This window comes from Thermoflexibacter ruber (assembly GCF_900113045.1).
Lineage (GTDB): Bacteria > Bacteroidota > Bacteroidia > Cytophagales > Thermoflexibacteraceae > Thermoflexibacter > Thermoflexibacter ruber.
Genome location: NZ_FONY01000049.1, coordinates 1 through 24,946, shown reverse-complemented (window position 1 = coordinate 24,946; position 24,946 = coordinate 1). Strand labels below are relative to the sequence as shown.

Annotated in this window: 20 protein-coding genes and 1 pseudogene; 13 read left to right on the top strand and 8 right to left on the bottom strand. The window is 35.9% G+C overall.

All coding sequences use genetic code 11. The features are described 5' to 3' along the window. The 11 genes from BM141_RS19615 to BM141_RS19560 form a co-directional block, all read left to right on the top strand. The coding region (locus BM141_RS19615; protein WP_221407718.1) for a hypothetical protein at positions 1-1,152 on the top strand (1,152 nt) is incomplete at its 5' end. Between the two features lie 179 nt (positions 1,153-1,331). Continuing rightward, a complete protein-coding gene (locus tag BM141_RS19610; RefSeq protein WP_091549162.1) occupies positions 1,332-2,015 on the top strand; it encodes a hypothetical protein in 684 nt (227 codons plus the stop codon). Positions 2,016-2,742: 727 nt separating this feature from the next. Next, positions 2,743-3,717, top strand: coding sequence for a hypothetical protein (locus BM141_RS19600; RefSeq protein ID WP_143091012.1), 975 nt, complete (start codon positions 2,743-2,745; stop codon positions 3,715-3,717). 204 nt (positions 3,718-3,921) lie between these two features. After that, on the top strand, positions 3,922-4,617 hold the full coding sequence (locus BM141_RS19595; RefSeq protein WP_143091011.1) for a hypothetical protein: 696 nt from the start codon (positions 3,922-3,924) through the stop codon (positions 4,615-4,617). Positions 4,618-4,880: 263 nt separating this feature from the next. After that, complete coding sequence (locus tag BM141_RS19590; protein WP_091549158.1) at positions 4,881-5,135, top strand: hypothetical protein; 255 nt, start codon at positions 4,881-4,883, stop codon at positions 5,133-5,135. Then, positions 5,128-5,613: a TlpA family protein disulfide reductase gene (locus BM141_RS19585; protein ID WP_091549157.1), complete on the top strand. Its 486-nt coding sequence runs from the start codon at positions 5,128-5,130 to the stop codon at positions 5,611-5,613. The genes BM141_RS19590 and BM141_RS19585 overlap by 8 nt, the downstream gene beginning before the upstream one ends. Before the next feature lie 113 nt (positions 5,614-5,726). Continuing rightward, a complete protein-coding gene (locus BM141_RS19580; protein ID WP_091549156.1) occupies positions 5,727-6,338 on the top strand; it encodes a thioredoxin family protein in 612 nt (203 codons plus the stop codon). Positions 6,339-6,435: 97 nt separating this feature from the next. Then, complete coding sequence (locus BM141_RS19575; RefSeq protein ID WP_091549155.1) at positions 6,436-6,861, top strand: EamA family transporter; 426 nt, start codon at positions 6,436-6,438, stop codon at positions 6,859-6,861. Between the two features lie 78 nt (positions 6,862-6,939). Next, entirely contained in the window at positions 6,940-7,608 is a 669-nt protein-coding gene (gldD, locus tag BM141_RS19570) for a gliding motility lipoprotein GldD (protein ID WP_143091010.1), read from the top strand. Positions 7,609-7,650: 42 nt separating this feature from the next. Beyond that, the gene (locus BM141_RS19565; protein WP_221407717.1) at positions 7,651-9,402 is read left to right on the top strand and encodes a GNAT family N-acyltransferase; all 1,752 of its coding nucleotides are present in this window, start codon (positions 7,651-7,653) and stop codon (positions 9,400-9,402) included. A 55-nt stretch (positions 9,403-9,457) separates the two neighbouring features. Continuing rightward, positions 9,458-11,137: a glycerol-3-phosphate dehydrogenase/oxidase gene (locus BM141_RS19560; protein ID WP_091549154.1), complete on the top strand. Its 1,680-nt coding sequence runs from the start codon at positions 9,458-9,460 to the stop codon at positions 11,135-11,137. Between the two features lie 108 nt (positions 11,138-11,245). On the opposite strand, the gene BM141_RS19555 is transcribed toward BM141_RS19560, so the two are convergent. Beyond that, positions 11,246-11,821, bottom strand: coding sequence for a hypothetical protein (locus BM141_RS19555; RefSeq protein WP_091549165.1), 576 nt, complete (start codon positions 11,819-11,821; stop codon positions 11,246-11,248). Positions 11,822-11,880: 59 nt separating this feature from the next. Further along, positions 11,881-12,540: a hypothetical protein gene (locus tag BM141_RS19550; RefSeq protein ID WP_143091009.1), complete on the bottom strand. Its 660-nt coding sequence runs from the start codon at positions 12,538-12,540 to the stop codon at positions 11,881-11,883. Between the two features lie 239 nt (positions 12,541-12,779). Here BM141_RS19550 and BM141_RS19545 point away from each other — a divergent pair, with 239 nt between their 5' ends. Both BM141_RS19545 and BM141_RS19540 read left to right on the top strand, forming a co-directional pair. Further along, a complete protein-coding gene (locus BM141_RS19545) occupies positions 12,780-13,988 on the top strand; it encodes a DUF1501 domain-containing protein (protein ID WP_091549152.1) in 1,209 nt (402 codons plus the stop codon). A 191-nt stretch (positions 13,989-14,179) separates the two neighbouring features. Then, a complete protein-coding gene (locus BM141_RS19540; RefSeq protein WP_091549151.1) occupies positions 14,180-15,307 on the top strand; it encodes a TRAP transporter substrate-binding protein in 1,128 nt (375 codons plus the stop codon). Between the two features lie 82 nt (positions 15,308-15,389). On the opposite strand, the gene BM141_RS19535 is transcribed toward BM141_RS19540, so the two are convergent. From BM141_RS19535 to BM141_RS19505, 6 genes and pseudogenes are all read right to left on the bottom strand, one after another. Further along, positions 15,390-16,487, bottom strand: a complete 1,098-nt coding sequence (locus BM141_RS19535) for a mandelate racemase/muconate lactonizing enzyme family protein (protein WP_177217468.1) — start codon at positions 16,485-16,487, stop codon at positions 15,390-15,392. A gap of 157 nt (positions 16,488-16,644) precedes the next feature. Next, positions 16,645-18,063 carry a glycoside hydrolase family 28 protein gene (locus tag BM141_RS19530; protein WP_143091008.1) on the bottom strand — a complete coding sequence of 473 codons (1,419 nt, stop codon included), beginning with the start codon at positions 18,061-18,063 and terminating at the stop codon, positions 16,645-16,647. Between the two features lie 81 nt (positions 18,064-18,144). Beyond that, positions 18,145-19,722 carry a hypothetical protein gene (locus BM141_RS19525; protein ID WP_091549148.1) on the bottom strand — a complete coding sequence of 526 codons (1,578 nt, stop codon included), beginning with the start codon at positions 19,720-19,722 and terminating at the stop codon, positions 18,145-18,147. A gap of 58 nt (positions 19,723-19,780) precedes the next feature. Continuing rightward, complete coding sequence (locus BM141_RS19520; RefSeq protein WP_091549147.1) at positions 19,781-22,996, bottom strand: TonB-dependent receptor; 3,216 nt, start codon at positions 22,994-22,996, stop codon at positions 19,781-19,783. Positions 22,997-23,038: 42 nt separating this feature from the next. Further along, positions 23,039-24,088, bottom strand: a complete 1,050-nt coding sequence (locus BM141_RS19515) for a FecR family protein (protein WP_091549146.1) — start codon at positions 24,086-24,088, stop codon at positions 23,039-23,041. A gap of 137 nt (positions 24,089-24,225) precedes the next feature. Continuing rightward, positions 24,226-24,906 (bottom strand): annotated as a pseudogene (locus BM141_RS19505) (IS1 family transposase). Positions 24,907-24,946: the final 40 nt, after the last annotated feature.

The window sequence follows — 24,946 nt, the reverse complement described above, 5'->3', positions numbered from 1 at the left end:
TTTTCAAAACCTAAAATTTTTAATCGTATGAAAAATTCAAAAATTCAAAAATTCTTACTAATTATTTTAATGATATGCAGTAATGCTTGTACTAAAACTACTCCTCTTGAAATCTTGACGATAGAAGAAAAAAATTTATCAATCCAACTAAGTATTCCAATAGAAGGGGTAGAAGTTAGATTTTATAATTTCTCTTTTAATGGACGTGTTGAGGCTAACAGTAATTATTTGTCTTTTAAAGACTCTGCTTCATTTTATAAGGTTCTCAACAGCCTGATTAAAAGTAAACCAGAAGAAATTAGAGAGTGGAATCAAAAAATTGGTTTTCAATCACTTCAAAATATTTACGATATAGCTGTTTTATCGGAAAGAAAGGAAATGGAAAAAGAAGGGGAAATATCTGACTTACAAAGAAACCGTCTAATCACCTATGGCTGTTTAAGTGATTTTACCTTCAATCACCGCTATTTATTTAAATTTGACAAAGAAAAAGGCATGGACATGAAACTTTTTAACCCATCACTTGCACCTTTACTGAATATAGATGGTATAGTCCAAGTAGGTCAAAATATTTTCCAATATGGAGAGGATTTTGTAAAAATAATCACTGATGGGGACATAAACAAAGTAAACCATCTTTATAAATTTACTAAAAGCGATAAGTCGCAAAATATAGTAGTCTGCTTAGTCAATAATCGCATGAAAGAATCCAGTGTCCCTACAAATGGTAAAGTAGAAGACTGGGTACGTTCTTGTGAAACTACAGTAAATAGCCCTGCTTCTTATAGAACACTTGTTTATGAAGAGTTTTATGATTACACTAACTACACAGGCATACACCCGTATTATAATCCATATTCAACATATACACACTTTATAAAAGTAAGAAATCTTAAAAGAGGTTTTTTAGGTTATTGGTATGACACAGACTTCCTTACAACAATGTATGGAGCTATTGCTTACTCATCTCTTCCTTCAGCACCTAATCAAGGGGCTTATTATGGACAAGTAAATGACGATACAATTTATGCCTACTTCTTATCAAACCTTGTAACCCCGATAAATGCCATTCCACAAGGAACAGTTATTACAGGAAGCCATACTATAACGGCAGCAGGAGGTCAATGTTATTTCCCATTAGCTTATTATTAGTAAAATAATTAAGCAAATTACTTTTGTTTCTGAGCAAGTAAGTAATAGTACAATAACGTATTCGCATTAAATATGTAATCAAATTATAATAGTCTGTTAAGTCAGATATAAATATTTTATAAACCATTAGCCTTAATGCTTATAATTAATTACTTAACTTAAATCTAAAGCTAAATTATATGAAAAGATTGCTCATTTTGTTTGTAATATTCTGTGCAACAGATTACTTATATGCTCAGAAAATTCAACTGGGGGTCAGAAGTTCTTTATTGCTATCTAATCAAAACTATGATATGTTAGTATGGCAAGAAAAATTAGTAACTATTAACGACATAATTATACCTATAAGCTACTTTGCAAGTTCAGGGAAACACGATTATCGTATGGGGCTTGGGGTCAATACTTTTGTAGAAATATATCCCTATGAAGCTAAAAATATTAGCATTTTACTTGGTGTAGGATACCGACAGAAAGGATTTACTACACAGTATATAAATCTTTTAGGCGGTTCTACAATAAATGAAAGTAGTAATAATCGTTTTGACCATCTTAGTATTAGCCTTGCTGAAAGATTTTATATCAACTCATATTATATTACTTTGGGTGGCTACCTCGATTATTTGATTGGAAGGAAAACACATTCAGAATTTGAATATATTTTTTCACACTATAAAAAAGATGAACTTTCACCTTTTATAGCTTTTGGAAAAAATATAAAAGTTGCGCAATCTATATTCCAAATAGATTTAGAAGTCAATCCCTCTTTTAAGAATATGTTAGATTTTGGTAATTTCTTTGTAGGGCGATACAACAGTAGCATTAAAAACTTTGCTATTAGCCTAAATATTAGCTATAGATTTTGAGCAAGTCAAACCTTGCAAGGCATACAGTAAGGAGGTTACTAATCTACGGTTTACCAGTGATTAGAACGGCTTTGAAGTTTTTTTGATTGCAAAAGAGAGGCTGTCAGAGAAAAACAACCTCTCTTTTTTCCTCTGATACTAAGAAATCGTTAAATTTTTAGTAAAATATTTCTGAAACTGCCTTTGTAGTTAAACAATTCTCTAATTTTCTTAAAAAAGCACCATACTTTCTTGGAATAATCTCCATATTTATACTTATTCTTCATATTTCTTTTGCCCTAAAATAAAGCAATCGTTTTTGAAAAATAATTACACACCTCCTGCAACTTGTCCTTATCTTCTCTTCGTACTACTTGATGTAAACCTCAATTATAGCCTATTGTCACACTGCGAGGAGTTACGTCTATACTGATTTTTGGGAGGCATCTTTGCTGACTTTTCTATGGACGAATAGGCATCAATGAGGCTAAAAACTTAACGATTTGTTCATATAGGGTGCAAGGTTTTTGCACTCTGTTTCTTTTCCTTTGTGGTGTTTGGCAGGCATAGCCCCCTTGTCTATGCTTGCTTTTTTGAAGTTGCAACTTTCCCTACTCTGACAAGTATTATTTTCTAATCCTAAAATTTTTAAATTGTATGAAAACTTTTTTAGAAAAAACAAATTCCAAACAAATTTAATTTTTGGTTGATTTTGGTGCTTTTCTTTGCTTTGCTTGGGTGTGATAAAATGGAAAAAGTAAGTCCGCTACCTACTGAAAATGCTAAGAAGCATACGGCACGAGTAGAAGAAAAACCTTTTCTGCTCAGGTATGAGAACTTACACCCGCAAGTGAAGGAATCGTTTGTTTACTATGATGTGGAAAATGATTTTTTGCATTTTTCTGACCCTTATATTTTTGAGAAAGTAAAAATGGAACTTACCAATAAAAGTAATCAAGAATTATCTGCTTGGGAAAATCAGTTTGAGGGCTTTACTTCTCTGCGAAGCATTTATGAGCAGGCACTTCTATCAGAAGAGGAGCGAGTAAAATCAAGCAATCTTTTGTTTGGAGCAGAACTGCCCAAAGAGGTAAAGAGAGATACTTCCCATACCACCTTTGTAAATCAGCATCGGAATAGTTTTATTTTTGACAGCGAAGGGAGGTATAAAATGAATATTGCTCTTTACAATGTTGCTTCTTTTGTGAATAAAGATGGCATAGTTAAAGTAGCTAATTATTTTTTTCAGTATTCCTTGCAATCAATCAAAATACGAAAAGATGACTTCTCTGATAAATATGACAATTTACAAAAACTTAAAAAAGGCATTGGGACAGTACTATTACCTATTTCTTCTTCACTCAACTCAGGAAGTATCTCCAATGGACGCACTAAGCAGGTAGTGGCATCTGATACCGAATATACTAATCTGGGGTTATCATGGTATTACTTGGGAAGTCCTACAGGGCGGATTAGCTATATTATTGAACAATATGATTACCAAATACCAATTTTTGGCTCTATCATTGGTTGGAATTGTTTTTGGGTATTTGCACACCTATCATGGAAATTATTGGTTATCAACCTCATACTACTATTACTGCGAATCTTACTACCGAAGGTAACCACTTTCTCTACGGTTGGAAAACAGTGGAACAGAATTATAAGAGTATCCAAGCAAGATTTTATCTATGCAATGGTTCTATGCTTAATCCTCCTCTAATAAAGGGAAATAATATTGCTGTCTTAAATGGAACTTTGTATGATGATGCGCCTACTTGTTTTACACTTCGATTTTGCGACTTGCTTATATCGAAGTTTGATTGTAGGCAATCCATGGACAAGAACTGTTACTTTCTAAAAGATTTACAGCCTCATTGATTACATAAATCAATGAGGCTTCATAACTTAAAACCACCTTTATTTTATGAAATATCTTATCATATTTATTTTAATGATATGTCTTTCTGATGCGGTTACGGCACAGTCTGATAGAAACGGAACGGGAATAGCTGTCAAGTTTTTGCCTCAACATCTTTTACCCTATACTTATTCCATGAGTTTAGAGTACTTTCCTAAAACTAACCCAAAGAGAAGTTTAATTATAGGGGTTTCTTTTATTCCTGAAAAAGATAGACTTGCTAATGATAATATTGCTATTAGCAAGTTGATAGAGTATGGTTTTGGAGTAGATTTGCAAATGAGAAATTACTTTCAAGGTTCAAAAATACCACAAAGCGGCTTTTATTATAGTCCTATTTTCCGATTTGAGTATTTTCAATCAGATTATACTGCTCCACATACAATACTTATTGGAGTAAATTTGGACTCAGTAGGGAATGATAGCACGTTGCGAAATTTATTTTTCATGACTAATAAGCAAACAATTATCTCTAATCAAATAGGTTTGCATTTAGGTTTTCAGTATATATTTCTCAAATATTTGCTCATAGATATATACTTAGGAGTAGCTTATAGGCACTCATTCTCGCTGTTTAGAGATGGAAGACAGTCTGGAGCTTTCTATCCTCTGTATTCATCAGATTGGTTCGAGCATTCGTTTGATAGGGCATATTCAGGCATTCTGCCCAAACTCGGCTTTCAGATAGGTTTTGCGTTTTGAAAAACTTAACAATTTATTCATATAGGGTGCAAGGTTTTTGCACTTTGTATATGCTTGCTTCCTTGAAGTTGCCACTTTTCTTAGTTTGATAAGTAGTTCTTAGCCTGTTACCACCTCTATTATATATTATACTCAATAAAAATTGAATTGGGAAAACCTAAGCAAGCAAAAGTCCCTTTCTCCTTTGGGGAAAGGGATTTAGGGATAGGGGCTTTCTCAAACCAATTTTGTTCAAGTATATTTACATAAAAAATCAAAAAATTATGAAAAAAATTCCATTAGTATTATTTGTCATCTTCTTATCAGGCTTTGCCTTTGCCCAAAAAGATAAGACTTGGAATGTGAAACTTGGAATTTATAGCTCCGGGCTCATTTTTGAGAATTTACCTATGGAGTATGCAGTAAGTGTTTATGACCCGCTAATAAAGTTTGTAAGCGAAGTTTTTTCGGAACAAAAAATACTTTTTTTTAGTTTTAAATGCATTGCCTATTTACGAAAAGAAGCAAAATATGCATAAAATACTTATTTTTGTGGGTTTATTTTTGATAATTCGCATAGCTACCGCCCAAGATATTGCACTGATTAAGATTGCAGATTTAGAAAAAATCTTGGAGGAGAAGTCAGAAAAGGTAAAAGTCATCAACTTTTGGGCTACTTGGTGCAAACCTTGTGTAGCAGAGATGCCCCAATTTGAGGCATTGAAAGCCAATAAAGAGTTTCAAAACGTAGAGATTCTCTTAGTAAGCGTTGATTTTGCTCAAGATGTAGAGAAAGTAAAGCGTTTTATTACAAAAAGACAACTTAAAAACAAAGTTGTCTTGCTGAATGAAACTGATGCCAATTCTTGGATAGATAGAGTAGAGCCGACTTGGGGGGGAGCGATTCCTGCCACACTGCTCATTGACGGTAGAACGAATAGGAGGCTATTTTTAGAAAAAGAGTTTCATCAAAACGAATTAGAAGAGGTAGTAAGGAAGTTTATTAATCAGCAATAAAAAGGACGTGTCGTCTATACTAAGAAACTTCTTACAGGCTTCTGAGAAAAAATTTTGAGAAAAAACTTCTAAAAACTTAAAATCAGTTCTTTAAACCTTTAAAATTTAAAACCATGAAACTATTTTTGATTGTATTTTTCTTTCTGTGTAACCTCTTGCCAAGCAAGGAAGTTACCAAAGCAACAGGCTACGAAGTAGGAGATTTTGCTACAGATTTCAAATTGAAAAACGTAGATGGGAAAATGGTTTCTTTGGCAGACTACAAAGATGCCAAAGGGTTCATCTTAGTCTTTACTTGCAATGAGTGTCCTTATGCACTTTTGTATGAAGACAGAATCATAGAACTACATAACAAATTTGCCAACAAAGGCTATCCTGTCATTGCTATCAATGCCAACGATGCGGTCAAATCTCCAGACGATTCTTACGAAAAAATACAAAAAAGAGCTAAGTCAAAGAAATTCCCCTTCCCATACCTCTTTGATGAAACCCAAGAAGTTACTAAAACCTACGGAGCAACTAATACGCCTCACAATTTTGTATTGCAAAAGGAAGACGGCAAATACAAGGTCAGCTACATAGGTGCGATAGACGACAACTCAAGAGATGCAGCTAAAGCTAAGAAAAAATACATAGAAGATGCAGTCAATGCTTTGATAGAAGGTAAGCCTGTCCCTACTACTAAAACCAAAGCTATAGGCTGCACTATCAAGTGGAAAAGTTAGGCTAAAAAATTGATTTTATTTATCTTTTCTTCTCTATACGCCCTTGTCTATGCAGAAATAGGCAAGGGTTAAAAATTAAAAAATTGAAGGAAACATTATGGAAAAATGGAAGCTATTTGCTATAATTTCCATGCTTTTTGCAGGTTTGACCTCTGTCATTGCCAAGTTTGGTATGAAAAATTTGAGTAGTGATGTCGCCCTAAGTGTGAGGACTATAGTCGTTTTTGGTATTGTTACCGTCAATGCGTTTTTATTGAATAATGCTTTGAGTGAAATCAGGCAAGCCCCCAAAAGCAACTTAATCTTCTTAGTTATTTCTGGTATCACTACCTCTTTGTCATGGATTTTTTATTATAGAGCCATGAAAGAAGGGCAGGTTTCTTATGTAGCAAGCATTGACAAAGCCAGCATTGTTGTAACTATTTTGCTTTCTTTTCTGCTACTCAAAGAACCTGTAACAGCAAAAATACTCTTAGGTGCGGGCTTTATCATAGTGGGAATGTTCATACTTATTTGGAAGTAAATCAGCTTTACAGCAAATTTTTGTCGCGCTTTATTATTTATTACTTTACCAATATCTAATCCAATATATTTTTGTCTTATGTCTATTCTAAAAGAAAAATTCTTTTTTAACTTGCTTTTTATCAGCATGTTGCTACTATCTGCTTGTAGTGAAGAACTTACTTATACCCCCAAACCCAAAGGCTATCACTACATTGCACTGCCTACCCCAGAGTATGTAATGCTCCCTGATACTTTTCCATACCTATTTGAGTATTCTAAGCATGCTCGTTTGCTCAACGATACGTCCTATCTGGCGGACAGGTATTGGTTAGAGGTGTATTATCCTCAGTTTGAAGCAAATATAGATGTATCTTACAAACCTATTAATAATCAGAAAGATTTTAGGGAATACGTAGATGACTGCTTTCGCCTTGCCCAAAAGCACAACATCAAAGCCCAAGCTATCAACGAGATAGTAAGCAAAACACCCAAAGGCTACACCAGCGTGGTTTATGAGTTGGAGGGAGATGTACCCAGCTATTTACAGTTCTATGTTACCGATTCTTCTAAGCATTTTTTGCGAACTTCGCTTTACTTCCCTACCTCTACCAAAGGCGATTCGCTTGCTCCTATCATTGACTTTATCAAAAAAGACATGAGCCGCATGATGAATACAGTAGATTGGAATTTGTCAAAGAGTTTTGACGTAAAAGCAAGGAAGTTTAAAAAAATTGGACGTAACCAAATCCAAGAAATTACGAAATAATTTTAACTTTGCTTTTATTTGACATTAAAAATCGGTTAAAACGTGATTACTAAAGAAGAATTTGCAAAAACGCTAAAATTAGACAAATACCAATTAGAGTTGTTGGCAGTGCCACTGATGAAATTGATGAAGATAGACCGCTTCAATGAACTTTTTGAAAAAGCGGGTAACAAAGGCGGCTTAGAGTTTATAGAAACAGCACTCCAAGAATTAAATATCAAATTTGAAGTTTCCCCAGAAGAATTAGCCCGCATTCCTAAGCGAGGAGGCTTTATCGCCATTGCCAACCACCCTTTTGGGGCGTTGGACGAAATGATTTTGCTTGCCCTCATTGCAAAAGTACGCCCTGATTTCAAACTCATGACCGACCCGCTACTACAAGCTATTCCGCAACTCAAAGACAGCTTTACCCCATTTTCCTTAGATGAGCAAACCGATAAAAAATTAAATTCCAACGAGTTAAAAATTGTTTTTGATTATTTACAACAAGGTAATAGCATTGGCATATTTCCCGCAGGGGAGGTGTCGCAGTTCAAAACCAGCATGAGGAAAATAGTAGATAAAGAATGGAACTTGATTGCGGGTAAGTTCATCAAAAAAGCTAAAGTCAATGTCTTGCCTGTCTATTTTTTAGGTTCTAATAGCGTCTTATTCAATTTGTTGAGTATGATTCACCCTTCTTTAAGAGATGCAAAATTACCTTCGGAAATGCTTAACAAAAAAGACAATACAATTATAGTGCGTATAGGTAATCCTATCAGGGCAGAACAATTGGAAAATTTCGTGGACACCTACCAAATGCTTAGGTTCTTGCGTGCAAAGACCTATGCCTTAGGCTCTTCACTCAAAGTCAGCCCATTTTTCCGCAATCCATTTAAAATCAAGCGAAAGCCAGAAGAAATCATAGAGGCAGTTCCTTTAGAGTTGTTAGAAGCAGACATCAACGCCCTTCGCCCTCACGATGTAATACTTTCGCACCAAAATTATGAAGTTTTTATTGCAGAAGCAACCCTTATTCCCAACGTACTCAGAGAAATAGGACGTTTGAGAGAAATAACCTTTCGCAGCGAAGGCGAAGGAACAAACCGTAGCATAGATATAGACGAATACGATGTACATTATTTACATTTGTTCATTTGGGACACGGAAGAAAAGAAAATAGTAGGGGCTTACAGAATAGGTAGGGGAGCAGACTTGTATAATAAGTTTAATATCAAAGGATTCTACCTCAATGAGTTATTTAAAATAGAAAAAGGCTTTGTACCTATCCTGAAGCAGTCTTTGGAGATGGGACGCTCTTTTATCGTAGAGGAGTATCAACGCAAACATGCCTCTCTGTTTTTGCTTTGGAAAGGAGTACTGCTTTACTTGAGGAACAATCCTGAGTATCGCTATCTCATCGGGCCCGTCAGTATTAGCAACAACTTTTCTACGCTTTCCAAAGAACTCATGGTGAAGTTTATCAAAGAGCATCACTACGATTGGGAACTGGCAAAGTTCATCAAACCAAGAAAAAAATTTAAGCCCAATTTGAAGTCAGACGATTCGGAGATTTTGCTTAAACAAAGTTTTAAAAACCTAAAAGACTTGGACTTACAAATTTCTGAGATAGAAGCAACCAATGCCAAAGTCCCTGTGTTGCTCAAAAAATACATCAGCCAAAACTCTAAAATCATTGGCTTTAATATTGACCCCAAGTTCAATGACGCTTTGGACGGCTTTTTGATTATGGATTTACAAAATGTTCCCGAGGACACAATTAAAATGTTAGACAAAGAAGGAGTAAACTCGTAATTTTATTCAATAGAAAATAATCATTATAGAACGCTAAAATTGTACTTTTCTTTATATGTTTTCAGCACTTTACCGACAAGACTTTATGGCAAGGCTCAAATCAGTTGAGTACGATGTCCTCATTATTGGGGGTGGAATTACAGGGGCAGGCATAGCCCTTGATGCCGCTTCGCGAGGCTTAAAAGTAGCTCTCATAGATAAACAAGACTTTGGAGCAGGAACAAGTAGCCGCTCTACTAAATTGATTCATGGAGGGTTACGCTATTTGAAACAACTTGAGGTGGGTTTAGTCATGGAAGTAGGGAGAGAGCGAGAGATTTTGCACCGCAACTGCCCGCACTTAGTAGTTCCAGAAAAAATGTTACTTCCTCTTATCAAAAAAGGAACTTATGGACCTTTGGCGACTTCTTTTGGCTTGTGGGTATATGATAAGTTGGCAGGAGTCAAAGAAGAAGAGCAGCGCATTATGCTTTCCAAAGAAGAAACCGCTGCCCAAGAGCCTTTGTTGAGAAAAGATATTTTAGAAGGAGGGGGACTTTACACTGAGTACCGTACAGATGACGCAAGGTTGACTATTGAAGTGATTAAAACCGCTACTATGCGTTACAAGGCGGATTGCTTGAATTATATTGCTGCTACTGGTTTTATTTACAGTGAAAAAGGGCGAATTACTGCTACCAAAGTCAAAGATGAAATTACAGGAGAAGATTTTGTCATTCGCTCCAAAACTACCGTCAATGCCACAGGACCTTGGGTAGATGAAGTTCGCTCTCTGGATACCTCTAACCCCAATACCAGCAAGTATTTGCAACTTACCAAGGGCGTACATTTAGTAGTTCCTTACCACCGCCTTCCGCTCAGGCAGTCTATTTACTTTGATGTACCTAATGGGCGAATGATGTTTGCTATTCCAAGAGAGGAAGTTACCTACATAGGCACTACTGATACAACTTATAAGGCAGAAATAGATGAACCCAAGGCAAGTGCAGAAGATGTAAGCTATATTTTAGATTCTGCTAACTGGATGTTTCCTTCTGCCAATCTCACTACCAATGACATCATATCAAGTTGGGCAGGTTTGCGTCCTTTGATTCATGAAGAAGGCAAATCCCCTTCAGAAATTTCGCGTAAAGACGAGATTTTTGTTTCTGAGGCATGGCTCATTTCTATCGCAGGAGGGAAATTGACAGGATTCCGTAAAATGGCAGAACGCGTAACTGACAAAGTTTTCAAAAGATTGAAAAAAAAATATCAATACCAAGAAAAAGAGTGTTTTACAGACAAAATTGTACTTTCAGGTGGAGATTTTCCAAGTTACGAAGCCGTAGAAGAGTATGTAGAGGCACTGTCTAAGGAGTTGGTTGTATTTGGTTTAGGGAATAAGGAAGCTAACTATTTGGTCTTTAACTATGGGAAAAATGCTAAGATAGTGGTAGATAAAATCATAGAGTTTCGCTCCAAAGATTATCACTCCCAAGTAGATATGCACTTAGTCATGGCAAGAGCAGAGCTATGGTATTGTTTTCATTTTGAAAATATTAATAATCTAAATGATTTCTTTATTCGCCGTACAGGAAGACTTTACTTCAAAAGGACAAGTATTGAGCCTATTTTAGAAACAATAGCTGAGGAATTAAGCCATTATTTGAGTCTCCAACTAAGCAAAGACCAACTTATCAAAGAATTTGAAGAATACTATAACTTAGTGGTTACTTTTGAACCTGAAGAAGTATAAAATGGAGTCTGAATTGGAAAGTGAAACCTGCTTAGTCTAAATCACAAAAAAACAACTTTGACAAAGTGCTATTCTGAGTTTAAACTTTGTCAAAGTTGTTTTGGTGCATTAGCCTCTCTTGGTTTCGCTAACTCTAATATCGCCGAGCATTACGTCCCAATAGCCAATTTCTCGCCCGTTAATTTGGGTCTTTTTGCGTTCTACGTAAACTGTAATGTCTTTTTTGGTCGTATCTACGTATTTCATGCCCTCTTTGGTAACGCCCTCAAACTTCTGATAGATAGTAATTACCCCAACATATTTCCCATCAGGTTGCCTTTGCAAGTCACTGATATACTGAATATTGTACCAAGAAATGGTAACTCTTTGGTAGTTGAGAGCCATAAGCCTTTCCAAATATTTGCGGACAGGGTAATACTTGATTTCCTTGCGATTAACAGAAGAAACGCCCATTTGGCTGCCGTCCATAAACAATTCCATAGCGCGGTCTATGGCTCTGTTTGCTTCTGAAAAAGGCGTTTTTTTATCACCTATCATGCTGATATACTTGCTCAAATCCTTGACCTTTTCCAATGCCAAAGAGTCCACCGCCAGCTTACGCTCAGGACTAAGTTCAGGCTGGGCTACCGCACTGATTATCAAACCTAAAAACAAGGCGAAAAATAAAACTATCTGCTTTTTTATCATCATGTCAGTAGTGTTTTCGTTTTTTTTAATATGGTAATACTTGATTTTCAAGCATTCTACTTTTTCCTCATCAATTCTAATTCTTTGATTTTACCATTGCTATCATATACAATGTTATCAATATTATTCAAGTTTTTCTTTTGATCTTTGAGGTATTCTAAATATTTTCTGATGGTAGTCGGTTTATCATAATCTTTTTCTCCACCAAAAACACCAATAGCAATCAGTACAGGCGTATCAGGGGAAGCAAACAATTTCAGTGCATCATTGATATAATTATTGGCTTCGTTGGCACTGCTTGCACTGATAATTCTGGTAAAATAGTCATTCAAACTCAATTTAGCAGGTTTTTGTCTTTCCTCTTCCTCTCGTCTGCGTCTTTCCTCCTCTTCGGCTTTTCTCTTTGCCTCGGCAATTTCTGTTTTTTTCTTGCTAATTTTTTCCTCTACTTGTCTTATCAAAGCATTCACTTCAGGGTCATTTAAGCCCATAGCTTTTATACGTGCCAAATCTCGTTCCAATTCTTCAGGAGATTTGCTATTATCAGCAAGGAGTGCTTGCAAGTCCGTTTTAGCCTGAGCTATTTTAGCGGCGCGCTCGGCGGCGGCTTTTTTCTCTGCTTCTTTTTGTTTATTTTTACAACCTGTGTTGATACTTACTAAGGCTATCATTAGGAAAATCAATAGTTTGGATAAACTTGAAGCGTAAATTTTCATGCTTACTTTCATAAATTTTGTTGCGGTTTAAAATGAAATAATAAGGCTTAAGTAATTGTTGTTAGATTGTCTGTGCCAAAATTATGTTTATTTTGACAAAGTAAAAATATGAAATTTATATAATTACACTTTATTTGTAAACTTTCTTTCCTGTTAATTTTTACAAAAATAAAGTTTTTAGCCCCATTTAAACCCTACGACTGACTTTTAGTCTAAGCCTTCAAAAAGCAAGCTAAAACATGAAAACTTCAAGACGCAATTTTCTTAAACAATCTTCTTTGGCGACAGTAGGAAGTATGCTGGTTCCAAGTTTTTTAAAATCTTGGGAACTCCGAGCCAACTCTTTACGGCAAAATGATAAAATCTTGGTCATCATACAACTGTCAGGCGGAAATGACGGGCTAAACACCATAGTTCCTTACTATAATGATGTTTACTACCAATCGCGTCCCTCGATTGCCATTAGCAAAGAAAAAGTACTGAAAACCAATGATGAACTTGGGTTTAATCCTGCTATGCAAAAGTTTAGAGAACTCTATGACGAAGGTTGGGTAAGTGTCATCAACAGCGTAGGCTATCCTAATCCAGACCGCTCTCATTTTAGGTCTATGGATATTTGGCAAACAGGAAGTGCCTCAGATGAATATTTGCGTTCTGGCTGGTTGGGAAGATACTTAGACTCTACTTGTCTGGCAGATGTCTGCCAGCCTTTTGAGGCTATAGAGATAGATGATACTTTGAGTTTAGCTCTCAAAGGGGAGCGAGTGAAAGGACTTGCGCTACAAAATCCACAAAAATTGTATCAAAGTACACAAAATCCTATTTTTGAAAGACTTAAAAAAGCAAACCCTACAGAAGATGCTCATGAAAATGTAGCCTATTTGTATAAAACCATTGCCGAAACAGCTTCCTCAGCAGAATACATTTACAATAAGTCAAAAGTACAGAAAATTACCACAGACTATCCACAAGGCAGGTTATCTAAGCATATAAAAACCATTGCTGAACTTATTATCTCTGGGGTACAGACAAGCGTTTATTATGTTTCGCTTTCTGGATTTGATACCCATATTCGCCAAAATTTTCAACAAGATAGATTATTGGAAGAGTATGCTGGAGCGGTTCATGCTTTTGTACAAGATATGAAAAAGCACAATAAGATGAATCAAGTCATGATAATGACCTTTTCAGAGTTTGGGAGGCGAGTAGCACAGAACGGAAGCAATGGGACTGACCACGGCACAGCCAATAATTTGTTCATTATCAATGGGAACTTAAAAAAAGCAGGATTTTATAACCCCGCTCCTGACTTGACCGATTTGGACGAGGGAGATTTAAAATACCAGATAGATTTTAGAAATATTTATGCAACTTTGATACAAAAATGGCTACAGGCTGATAGCAAAGCTATTTTAGGAAAAGATTTTCAAATGATTGATTTTGTTTGATACATTGTTTTAACAAAATTTGTCAAAACTAACTATTTTCCAACTTTCTTTTTTGTCTATGATATTTTCAATAAATTGCCATCGAGGTAGCGAGCCATTTTTTACAGTTTAAGTTTAAGTATAAAATTAACTGATAACTAATGAAATATAGCATTTAGGTTCGCCAAAATATTTAATCTAACTTTGCTTGTATGTCAAATATTCATCGTAGGAATTTTATTAAAAAGGCTTCTTTGGCAACCACTTTGGTAGGAACAACATTGGCTTGTAACAATGAGAAACAAAGTAATGAAAATCAATCAAATGAAAGTAGTAAATTTGAAACAGAGTTTAACTGGCGAATGGTAACTACTTGGTCACCCCATTTTCCCGTTTTGGGGGAAGGAGTAGATATGTTTGCCAAATGGTTAGAGGAACTCTCAGGTGGACGAATCAAAGTACACGTTTACGGTGGAGGCGAGTTAGTACCACCTTTAGAAGCATTTGAGGCGGTAAGTCTGGGAGCAGTGGAGTTGGCACATGGGGCGCCATATTATTGGGCAGGAAAAGTCCCTTCTTGTCAGTTTTTTGCTTCCGTCCCTTTCGGTATGAATGCCCAGCAAATGGTTTCTTGGATTCTTAGAGGCGGTGGCATGGAACTTTGGAGAGAAGCATACAGCCCTTTTAATCTTATTCCTTTTTTAGGGGGCTGTACAGGAATGCAAATGGGGGGCTGGTTCAACAAAGAAGTCAATAGCATCAATGACCTCAAAGGACTAATAATGAGAATACCCGGCTTAGGGGGAAAGGTAATGACCAAGGCAGGTAGCTCCACAGTAACCGTGGCTGGTGCAGAGGTTTATACTAACTTAGAGCGCGGAGTGATAGATGCTACAGAATGGATTGGACCTTACCACGACTACTTGCTTGGATTACACAGGGTAGCCAAGTACTATTATTATCCAGGTTGGCACGAACCCGGTACACCTTTGGAAGTAATCATTAGCAAAAAAGCCTACAATGCTCTCCCCAATGACTTGAAAGCCATTTTCGAGGCGGCAACTCATCAGCTACATAACTGGATTTTTGCAGAGTTTGAACTAAAAAATGCCCTTTATTTGGAAAAGCTCATCAAAGAAGAAAAAGTTACACTCAAACGCTTCCCTGAGGAAGTGCTGGCAGTGCTACGAAAGTATGCCTTTGAGATTTATGAACAATTAGCCGAGACTGACCCCATGAGCAAAAAAGTATATACTTCCTACAAAAGCTATCGCCAACAAGCTATCCGATATTCAGAGGTAAGCGAGAAAGTTTTTTATGAGAGTATTCAAGAAGGGTGAGGAAGCAAATCTGTGAAATCTGCTATCTCAGCAGAAGATAGCAGAAGGAGAGGAAGTAAAAAAAAGCACTTTTGAAGGAAGTCTATTTTAACTTCAACTTTTCCATTTCTTTTTCATTTACTTCTAAACCTAAACCTATTTCCGTTGGGATAAATAGGAATCCGTCTGCAAACTTAAGTGAATTGTTAAATAATTGGTTAAGACCAAGTTCTGTACGCATTCCTGCAAATTCTTGTACTTTGGCGGCGTTTGTAATAGAACCAATAAAGTTCAGGCTTGCTGCTGTAGCTAAGGTAGGGCGGGTATTGTGTACCATAATTTCTTTTTCAAAAGCCTGTGCCATACCTGAAATTTTTTTACATTCGCTGATTCCACCACATTTTATTAAATCTAAGTTGAGGCAATCAGGATTTCCATGAATAATCAAATCTCTGAATTGCCATTTGTTGTATTCATGTTCTCCTGCATTTACTTCGCAAGGCAGTGCTTCTACAACTTGTCTAAGTCCTGCATAGTCCATGCTTGACACGGGTTCTTCTATCACTTTGATATTAAAATGCTCATGTAATTTTAAGCCTAATTCTATTGCTTTCCCTGCGGTGTAACCGTTGTTGAAATCTACAAAAATTTCAATCTCATCACCTACAGTTTTACGAATAGCTTTAATACAATCATAAGTGAAATTAAAAGGTGGATTGCGGTCTCTGTCATAGAGTTGCATACGTGCCTTGATGGTTTTATAACCCGCCTCTACGAATTTCATGCCTTCGCTTGCCATTTCATCAGGAGTTTTAAACCCTCCCTTTTTGCGCCTTCCATAGCTGCCATAAACAGCTATTTTTTCTAATTTATTTCCGCCAAGTAATTTGGAAACAGGCATTTCTAAAATTCTACCTTTCAAATCCCAAAGGGCATTATCCACGCCAGCTACCGCACCGGGTACAAAACCTGTACTCCCTCCTTCAAAACCTTCAAAAAACATCTCAGTCCATAGATGCTCTGTATCGAAAGGGTCTTTACCTATCAATACGGGTTTTAAAATTTCATCTACTATTTTAGCATTAATAGGAGTAAATTCATGGTCGCCCTCACCCCATCCTGATATACCGGCATCTGTTTCTACTTTTACATAGGAGGCTTTTTGATGAGCATAGGCTTTAACATTGGTAATTTTCACCATTTTGCGCACAGTTGCTATTTTTTTTTCTTTTGCAAGTATAGGTATTGAATTCGCCCAAAATAGACTCAGACCAATAATTTTTAAGAAATCTTTACGAGAAAATTTTATTTTCATAAAAGTTTATTTATACAATAACCAATAATAATTTTTGGCAAGATTATTTTTCCCAGATGACATTTTGAGTAAACCGTAGCTCCTGCAATAATGGAGTTTCCTTTATTTGGATATGACGAAGTAAAATATTGCGGATAGGTTTTGATACTACCCCTACAATTTTTATCCCAATTTTTTCTATTTTTTTAAAAGTCAGGTTGCTAAGGTAAATATCTTGAAAATCAGGGGGGGAGTTGCCCCCACGATAACCATGATAATCCATTTGGAATAGGATTCCTATATTTTTACAATTTTCAAAAGATATATTTCTTATAAACACACGCTTAACATAGCCTCCTCTATCTAAGTTACACTTAAAATTGATACCATTAGGGGTATTTTTTACTTGGCAGTTCTCTACAAAGATGTTTTCTACGCCTCCTGACATTTCAGAACCTATGCAAAAGGCGTTGCCTACATTAGATTTAAACTTACAGCTCCTAATAATTATATTTTTAGTCCCTTGTCTATTCCATGCGTCATTATCTCTTCCTGCTTTAATTGAAATAGGGTCATCATCTGTATCTATGTCGCAGTTCTCAATCAATACGTCTTGGCAGGAGTCTGGGTCTATGCCGTCATCGTTAGTTGTTCCCTTTTTTATGGTCAAGTTTTTGATAGTAATATTTTTAGAAAAAACAGGATGAACAGTCCAGAAAGGGCTTGATTTTGCTGTAAAACCTTCCAATAAAATATTTTTACATTCATAAAATTCTATCAGTGAGGGTCTAAGATAATGTTCTGCTCCAAAAATACGCAGGCTATCAGGAACTAAATCATTCCCCATCTGTCGCAGTAGATTTTTGTCTTTTTCTTGATTTTTACCATCGTTATCTTTTTTCCATAGACTCCAAGTACCTTCTGTTTGTCCATCTAATGTTCCTTCACCTGTAATTGCCAAATTCTCTTGCTGATAGGCGTAAATAAGTGGAGAATAGTTATAACATACCGTTCCTTCCCAACGAATCTTTACATTAGGTAGATAGTGTTGTGGATCTGTTCCAAAGCGAATAGTGGCTTCTTTTTCCAGATGTAAATTTACATTGGAAAGTAATACAATAGAGCCATTTACTAAGTAATTTCCTTTGGGAATAACAACCTTTCCTCCTCCGCTTGCTGAGCATCTTTGTATAGCCTCTGCGATGGCTTTTCTATTATCTGTTTTCCCATCGGCTACTCCTCCAAAGTCTTTAATATTAAATATCTTATTAGGGAAAGTTGGGACAACTATTTGCTTTAAAATTAGAGCTACATTTTGCCAACCTGATTTTTCTTGTCTAAGAGCAGTTTTTAAATCAAATTTGTTAGGTGCTTTGTCTTTATAAGTTTTACAAGAAATTATTAATAGGCAAATAACGAAAAAGCAAGTTTTATAGATATAATCATTTTTCTTTTTGAAAAAAGTAGAAAGTTGAGAAGTCATAGTTTTGATAAAGAATTTAAAAAAAGCCTTGATAATCAAGAACTACCAAGGCTAAACTAATTAGTAAAATGAAAATGAAATCTATCTGATAGTACCGTTACTATTCTTACACCAAGAACCGTCTGCCGTCCAATCACTTGAGGAGTTTCGTATTGCTCCTTTGAAGTTTACATTGGAAAACCAAGAATTAAAAGTAGATGGATTGAAACTGGCTACTATTTCTGTTGTTGGAGCGGGGCTACCTACTCCAATTCCTGCAATAACCTCGGTAGAATTATTATAAAGAGGTTGTGAGAACACGGTAGCATTATCTCTGAATAAAGTGCCGCGAATATTGAACAAGGAAGAATATGCTAAAAAACGATTTCCCGAAAGGTCGGTAGCTGTACCATTTTCAGCGCGAAATCCAAAATCAGGCATACTTGCAATTACTGTATTTACTATGCGGTAACCGGTGGTTGTGTTGCGGATACGTACTCCGTCAGCAGAGCCTAATCCTGCGGCATTACCCGGTCCTAAGAGTGTCATATTAGCTATAGTAAAGTTAGAGCCATCTCTGCTTTCAAACTCGCCACCGTCTCTGCTAAGTGAAGTCATGGCAATCCAAAACTGTCCAAAACCTGTATAGCCTACAAAACCATCATCATCGACTCTATATCCGCCATCTACTGCATCAACGCTTACTAAATATTTAGCTCTACTAGTACCTCCGTTAAATCGTATGCCTTGCCCAAACGATTTAAAGGATTGCAAGTATTGTATAGTCGTTCCTGAGCCAACTGAATTGAAGCGAACTGCCCCTGTTGTACTTAGGTCTTGGGGGTCTCTGCCACCATATTCTACCCTAATATAAGAAAGTATGCCAGAGTTATCATTAGCATTATCTCTTGCTTTTCCATAGATATCAATACCTTGCCAATCTCCTGAAGCAGGAATTGTACCTTTGAGGATTTTATCAGATGTCATGATTATAGGTCTGTCCTTAGTCCCCTGCGCTCTAATACTTGCGCCCGCAGGAATGCGAAAGGTAGTAACTTTTTGAGGATTATCCGTATTGGCATAAATTTCAGTTCCTTCCTCTAAAATGAGTGTAAGCCCTTCTTCTATGGTAAATAATCCTTGAATAAGGTATGCTTGCCCTCTTTTAAAGGTGTATTCATCTACATTAATGATAGTTGAGGTAGCTCCTTCTGGTGGTTCTATGGAGATGACTTCCTTATTTCCTAAGGTGATTTTTCGTTCTGTAAATAAAGCTCCTACAATGCTAAGTATAAGTTCTTGCTTCTGTGAGGTCGTGCCTCTTTTATCAATAAGTTCAAAACTTAATTTTATTCTATCTCCATTTTTTGCAGATATAGGCACAGCATACTCATAAACAATATTGCTAGCAAGCGGGTCGGGGAAGTTACTTATCTCATTGACAAGGGCAGATGAAGTATTATTAATTGACTGGTATATCTTAATACTTTGCAGACCTGCAGCCGACTGTGCAGTAAGTGGTATTCTAACTGTACCAGTAGCCACCCCCTGTCTTTCCATTCTTCCATCGGTAATGAATATTTGGGGGGCAGGAAACTTGTACGCGAAATCTTTTTTTTCGCAACTGCTAAAAGCAAATGCTAAAAAGAAAAGTAAGTATATTTTTTGTAATATTTTCATTTTCAATAATTTTTAATTAAAATATATTTTAGATAGTTTTGACTATTGTTTTAAAATCTTAAAAACTATAAGACACTCCAAATCTGTTCCACCAGTCATAGTATTCTATATTGCTTGGTCTTGACCTGATACCAAAATATTCCAGCTCTGGACGATTGGTAAGATTAATAAACTCTGCATAGACTCTAAAACCTTTACCTATGTTATAAGAGGCTTGTAAATCAAGTTGGTAGCGGTCAGCTCGCCATGTATCAAAGTCGTTGCTATTGAGTGTACCTACTGGACCTAAACTTCTAATAACGCCACCATTGAAATTTAAAGCAGCCCTGGCACTAAATCCTTTCCAATCGTAAGAAAGAGCAAAATTACCTGTATGTGTAGCTTGCCCTGGAAGTCTGATATTTTTACGATCAAAGGTAGAAGCCTTAGAGTGCGTATAAGTATAGTTTGCATAAATACCAATACCAGAAAGTATGCCCGGTAAAAAGTCTAAGTTTGCTTGGATATTGACCTCTGCTCCATAGAGGTCTGCTACCTCGCCGTTCTGAGGTTGCTCTATGGTAAAATCAAGTGTTACTTGCTGAGTTTCATTTGGATTGTTGGGATTTCTAATACTTACTGTTCTCTGCCCCACAAAATTTCGATTAAAATTGAAGTCATTGATTTTCTTATAGAAAACACCGCCAGAGATAATACCCACATTTTTCAAAAATTTCTCGAACATAATGTCAAAATTGGTAGAACGTGCAGGAAGCAAATCAGGGTTACCTAAGTCGATTTCTTGGTTAATTACACTAATTCGCTGTGTTGGGGCAAGAGCCACAAAGCTCGAGCGGGCAAAACTGTAAGTTAATGCTGCTCTAAGAATAGTAAGCGGGTCTATACTATATTTTATATGAAAATTAGGTAATAAGAAATCAAAACTTCTATTTCCTGCTACCTCGCTGATAGTGCCAGAGCTAACATTAGAGCCATCAGAAGTTTCATAAGCAAAAGCTTTATAGGTTACGTTAGTTCTCTCATAGCGTAAACCAGCTAAGAACATAAATTTTTTTATATTCAGTTTAGCCATACCATAACCTGCGATTACTTCTTCATTTGCATCATAAAATTGAGGTACTGATTGGTTCAAATTGCTCTGTTCATCTCTTTGAAATAAACTTGCATTAGCATTAATAAATTGGTCTGTCAAAGACGGGTTAATAGTAGGTCCGAAACGTACTCTCCCTCTCAGAAACTGCTGGTCTTCTCTACCACTTAGCACAGAAGCAAAGAGACTTGTAGTATTTACTGTTCCATCATTCACAAAATCTCTTTCATCAAACTCTATACGGCGAGTACTGGTAATATTTCTGTATTTAGTTCCAAACTTTATGATACCATTATTTTCGTTGAGTTGGAAGGGAATTCCAAAGTTGATTTTAGCAGACCTGTTTTGTGCTTTGACAATAGTATTTCTGTCGCTATAGCTTCTAAACGAATTGACGATAAAAGGATTATTAATATCTACTTCTGGATTTCGTGCTACTACGTTAAGGAAGTCAGTACCATAATCTACTAACCTTGCTTGTAAAGGGCTCGTTCTAAAGTCATAAGAACGTCCTTTGTTATCTTCATTGTTTGCAGTAGAAGAAAACAGAATGTAATCTATGATTAGTTTTCGGGACTGATGCACGCCCTCTAAGGTAAATGTATTAGTCCTTACATCAAAAGTTCTTGGGTTAATGAATCTACGCACTACCGTAGAGCGATTGATGTTGGGTAAACCTTCTCCTGCCTCTATTTCCCATTGTGGAGCGGTAGGTGTGCCTCTATTAAAATCAAATTGAGACCTTTTTTCATTATCGCTGTCAAATCGCCTACTGTACATATAGTTAAAAGTCAGACGATTTTTTTCATTAAATTTATAGTCTGTAGTGGCAGAAAAACCAGTGCGTGTGCGTATATTTTCTAAGTCTCTTAGGCGATAATATACAGGAAGAACATACTGCTTACCGTCTGAAGCAGTAGTATAATTAGCAGGATAGCTGTACTGAGTTCGGTCTCGCCCATTATCAGTAGCAAAGTAACTACCACCTATGCTGATGCCCAGTTTCCCATCAGTTATCTTATCAGTAGCAAAAAATCTCTGATTAAAACTTGCTCTGCCGATAGCATTGAGCCTCTGAATAATATTATTATAACCACCTCCTAACTCTACTTTCCCTTTCAATTTAAGTCCTTTAGCAATAGGCGTTTTCAAGTCTATTGTACCACCTATATTATCGCCATCCATATCGGGTGTAATTGCTTTGGTTACTTCTATAGAAGATAGTTGGTCAACGGGAATAACAGAGAGTTCTTGGTTTCTTTGTCCTTCTGACTGTGAACCGGGAATCTGCTCGCCATTTACGTTTACTGTGGTAAATGAAGGAGGCGCACCTCTCATCTGTACTTCTCCACCCTCTCCTCTATCTCTTTCTATGTTGATACCTGGCACTCTTTGCAAAGCCTCAGCCACATTCAAATCAGGAAAACGTCCTATCAAATCTGCGGAAATGATATTTTTAATATTGTCTGATGCTCTTTGCTGATTGAGTGCCTTTTCCTGTCCCTCTAAATTACCTTTCACTACAACCTCACCAAGAACTTTATTATCGCTTACAAGGTTAAAGTTTAAAATATTCACTTTATTAGCTTCAATCTCTATACTTTCCTCTATTGCTACATAACCCAAATAACTGACTATAAATACTTGTTTGCCTTCAGGAACCAAGTTAATTTGATACTCTCCTTTAAAGTCAGTTGCGCCGCCTTTGGTTGTACCCTTTAATATTACTGTGGCACCGGGTAAAGGTTCGTTGGTATTAAAATCTATGACTTTGCCTTTAAGTGTTCCAAAAGCAATAGTTTTAGTTTGTTTTACTTCCTCTTGTTTGTCAAGTTCCTTGTACCTACTAATGATTAACTTTTTACCTGCCATATGAATAATCGCTCCGTCATCTGAGAAAATGATTTCTAATACCTTCATCAATTCCTCTCCTCGAACATCAATTGAAATCAATCGTTGATCGTTAATTTCATCAGTACTATAGACAAATCGGTAGGGAGTTTTTTTCTCAATTTGTTTAAGGATGTACTCAATAGTCTGATTTTCAACTTTTAATGATATAGTTTCTCTGATAACTTGTGCAGTTTGCGAGTAAACCTTATTGACACAAACAAGCAAGATGACTAGTAAAATAAGTAAACTTGCTAATTGGCTGATGCGATAATTAATAGTTTTCTTTTTCATATTTACTTTGTTATTGTGATTTGCACTAAGTTTTGAATGAGCTTACCTACAAGCTTTCCCTTTGATTTTCACTTCCTTCTGATTAATTTCAAACTGAATATCTAAGGCTTTTTGCATGAAAATCAAGACATTTTCCAATGATTCATTCTTAAAATCTCCTGTAAGATGGCATCTAAGAAGATTTGGATTACTTACTGTGATAGTAACTCCATACCATCTTTCTAATTCTTTGATTATCAAAGACATATTTGAGTTTTCAAACTTTAAAATCCCTTCTTTCCAAGCTATGTAATTAGCTGGATTTACCTTTTGCTTACTTATTTTTTTATTTTGTAAAGAAAAATTTCCTTTTTCATTAGGAGAAAGCACTACAAAATTTGCTTCATTTTCTGCTTCTGAAATCTTTACTTTCCCTGTAACTACTACAGTTTCAGTTTTTTGTTCATCATCAAAAGCTCTTACATTAAAGGAAGTACCTAAAACTTGCATCTTAGTTTTAGGCGTAGTGATGCAGAAGGGTTTATTTGGGTTATGAGCTACTTCAAAGAATGCTTCTCCATTCAGGCTTATCTCTCTCATATTTCCCTGAAATTGAGAAGGATAGGTAAGTCTGCTTTCCGAATTAAGCCAAACCTTAGTACCATCAGGAAGGCGTAGCTGTAGTTTCTGTCCTTTCGGGTTTATTTTTTCTATTATTTTGGATTTTATCTCTGTAATAGATTGATTAACAGTCTTTTGATTGTTTTCATTTCGCCACCATACTGCTATTACAATTAGGCAGAAAGCTATTGTAGCTGCTATTCCTATTGCATACTTTTTGAAAAAAATCTGGATTTGCTTAGTGTATGGCTTACCTTTATGGTTTAACATAATTAGACTTTCTTCTTCTATACGATAGGTTAGCTTCTTAAAAGCCAAATGACTATCAAAAGTAGACTCATCTTGTTTTTTACTGTGCCAAATCCGATACATCTCTTGATAAAACTCTTCATTATTAGGATTTTGATTTCTCCATGCCCAAAGCTTACTTTCTTCTTCCGCATTTGCTTCCCCTGCAAGATACTTAGCAATAAGTTCCCAATTAGTTTCCATAAATTTTGCTTATTGTGTTTGATAGATAAGACGATAAAATAAAACTTTACCCTTACAAAGCAATAAAGTATATGGTGTTGATTTCACATGTATGATAGTTTATTTTGGTTTGCCCAAACTAATATTTTGAAATGATGTCAATGGTAAAGCAGTTTCTTTGAAAAAGTAGTGGAACGTCTAAATAATCTGCTAATTCTTCTCCTCAACCAACAGTTTCTACCTTCTATACCTTTGGTATATTTTTTACCTATTAAATGCTTGAAATAAGGTAATAAATCTGCAAGACTAAGCGTCCCTAATCCTTCCACCTGTCAGTTGCATAAAAATCTATCTCTATTCCTTCCAATCTTTTAAGTAAGTCTTTGATTCTGTCGCAGCGGCGAACCGCTTTTATTACGCTTGCCCATAGTAACTGCCAAGATTTCTTTACTTTCGCTACAATAGGCATACAAAATCCACACTTTCTTTTCCTTTTTTCCTATAAAACTCCATGCTTCATCAATTTGAACTCTTTGATAATACTTTTTTTGAGGTTTGATTTGTACTTGTTTTCCCCATTTTAAAATCAATCTCAAGACAGCATTTATACTGACTAAGAGCACATTACAAATATCTCTCACACCACTACCACGTAAAAGCATAGGCTTCATCAACTCTTTTATCTCAGGATTACAAGCATTATAAAAATATTCATCTTGAAACTGTTTATCACAAGATTTACATTTGTAATTTTGCTGTCCATTGGACTTTTTACCATTTTTTACTACTGTCGCACTATGGCAATCAGGGCAGTTTAGCTTTTGGATTACTTTAGACATAATCACAAAATTAAATCCTCTTTGCCTATTTTCAACTTAT

Bases quoted from the DNA above. Each gene is read 5' to 3' on its own strand.
- BM141_RS19610 (WP_091549162.1), top strand. From the start codon at position 1,332: ATGAAAAGATTGCTCATTTTGTTTGTAATATTCTGTGCAACAGATTAC.
- BM141_RS19600 (WP_143091012.1), top strand. From the start codon at position 2,743: ATGGAAAAAGTAAGTCCGCTACCTACTGAAAATGCTAAGAAGCATACG.
- BM141_RS19595 (WP_143091011.1), top strand. From the start codon at position 3,922: ATGAAATATCTTATCATATTTATTTTAATGATATGTCTTTCTGATGCG.
- BM141_RS19590 (WP_091549158.1), top strand. From the start codon at position 4,881: ATGAAAAAAATTCCATTAGTATTATTTGTCATCTTCTTATCAGGCTTT.
- BM141_RS19585 (WP_091549157.1), top strand. From the start codon at position 5,128: ATGCATAAAATACTTATTTTTGTGGGTTTATTTTTGATAATTCGCATA.
- BM141_RS19580 (WP_091549156.1), top strand. From the start codon at position 5,727: ATGAAACTATTTTTGATTGTATTTTTCTTTCTGTGTAACCTCTTGCCA.
- BM141_RS19575 (WP_091549155.1), top strand. From the start codon at position 6,436: ATGGAAAAATGGAAGCTATTTGCTATAATTTCCATGCTTTTTGCAGGT.
- gldD (WP_143091010.1), top strand. From the start codon at position 6,940: ATGTCTATTCTAAAAGAAAAATTCTTTTTTAACTTGCTTTTTATCAGC.
- BM141_RS19560 (WP_091549154.1), top strand. From the start codon at position 9,458: ATGTTTTCAGCACTTTACCGACAAGACTTTATGGCAAGGCTCAAATCA.
- BM141_RS19550 (WP_143091009.1), bottom strand. From the start codon at position 12,540: ATGAAAATTTACGCTTCAAGTTTATCCAAACTATTGATTTTCCTAATG.
- BM141_RS19545 (WP_091549152.1), top strand. From the start codon at position 12,780: ATGAAAACTTCAAGACGCAATTTTCTTAAACAATCTTCTTTGGCGACA.
- BM141_RS19540 (WP_091549151.1), top strand. From the start codon at position 14,180: ATGTCAAATATTCATCGTAGGAATTTTATTAAAAAGGCTTCTTTGGCA.
- BM141_RS19535 (WP_177217468.1), bottom strand. From the start codon at position 16,487: ATGGTGAAAATTACCAATGTTAAAGCCTATGCTCATCAAAAAGCCTCC.
- BM141_RS19530 (WP_143091008.1), bottom strand. From the start codon at position 18,063: ATGACTTCTCAACTTTCTACTTTTTTCAAAAAGAAAAATGATTATATC.
- BM141_RS19525 (WP_091549148.1), bottom strand. From the start codon at position 19,722: ATGAAAATATTACAAAAAATATACTTACTTTTCTTTTTAGCATTTGCT.
- BM141_RS19520 (WP_091549147.1), bottom strand. From the start codon at position 22,996: ATGAAAAAGAAAACTATTAATTATCGCATCAGCCAATTAGCAAGTTTA.
- BM141_RS19515 (WP_091549146.1), bottom strand. From the start codon at position 24,088: ATGGAAACTAATTGGGAACTTATTGCTAAGTATCTTGCAGGGGAAGCA.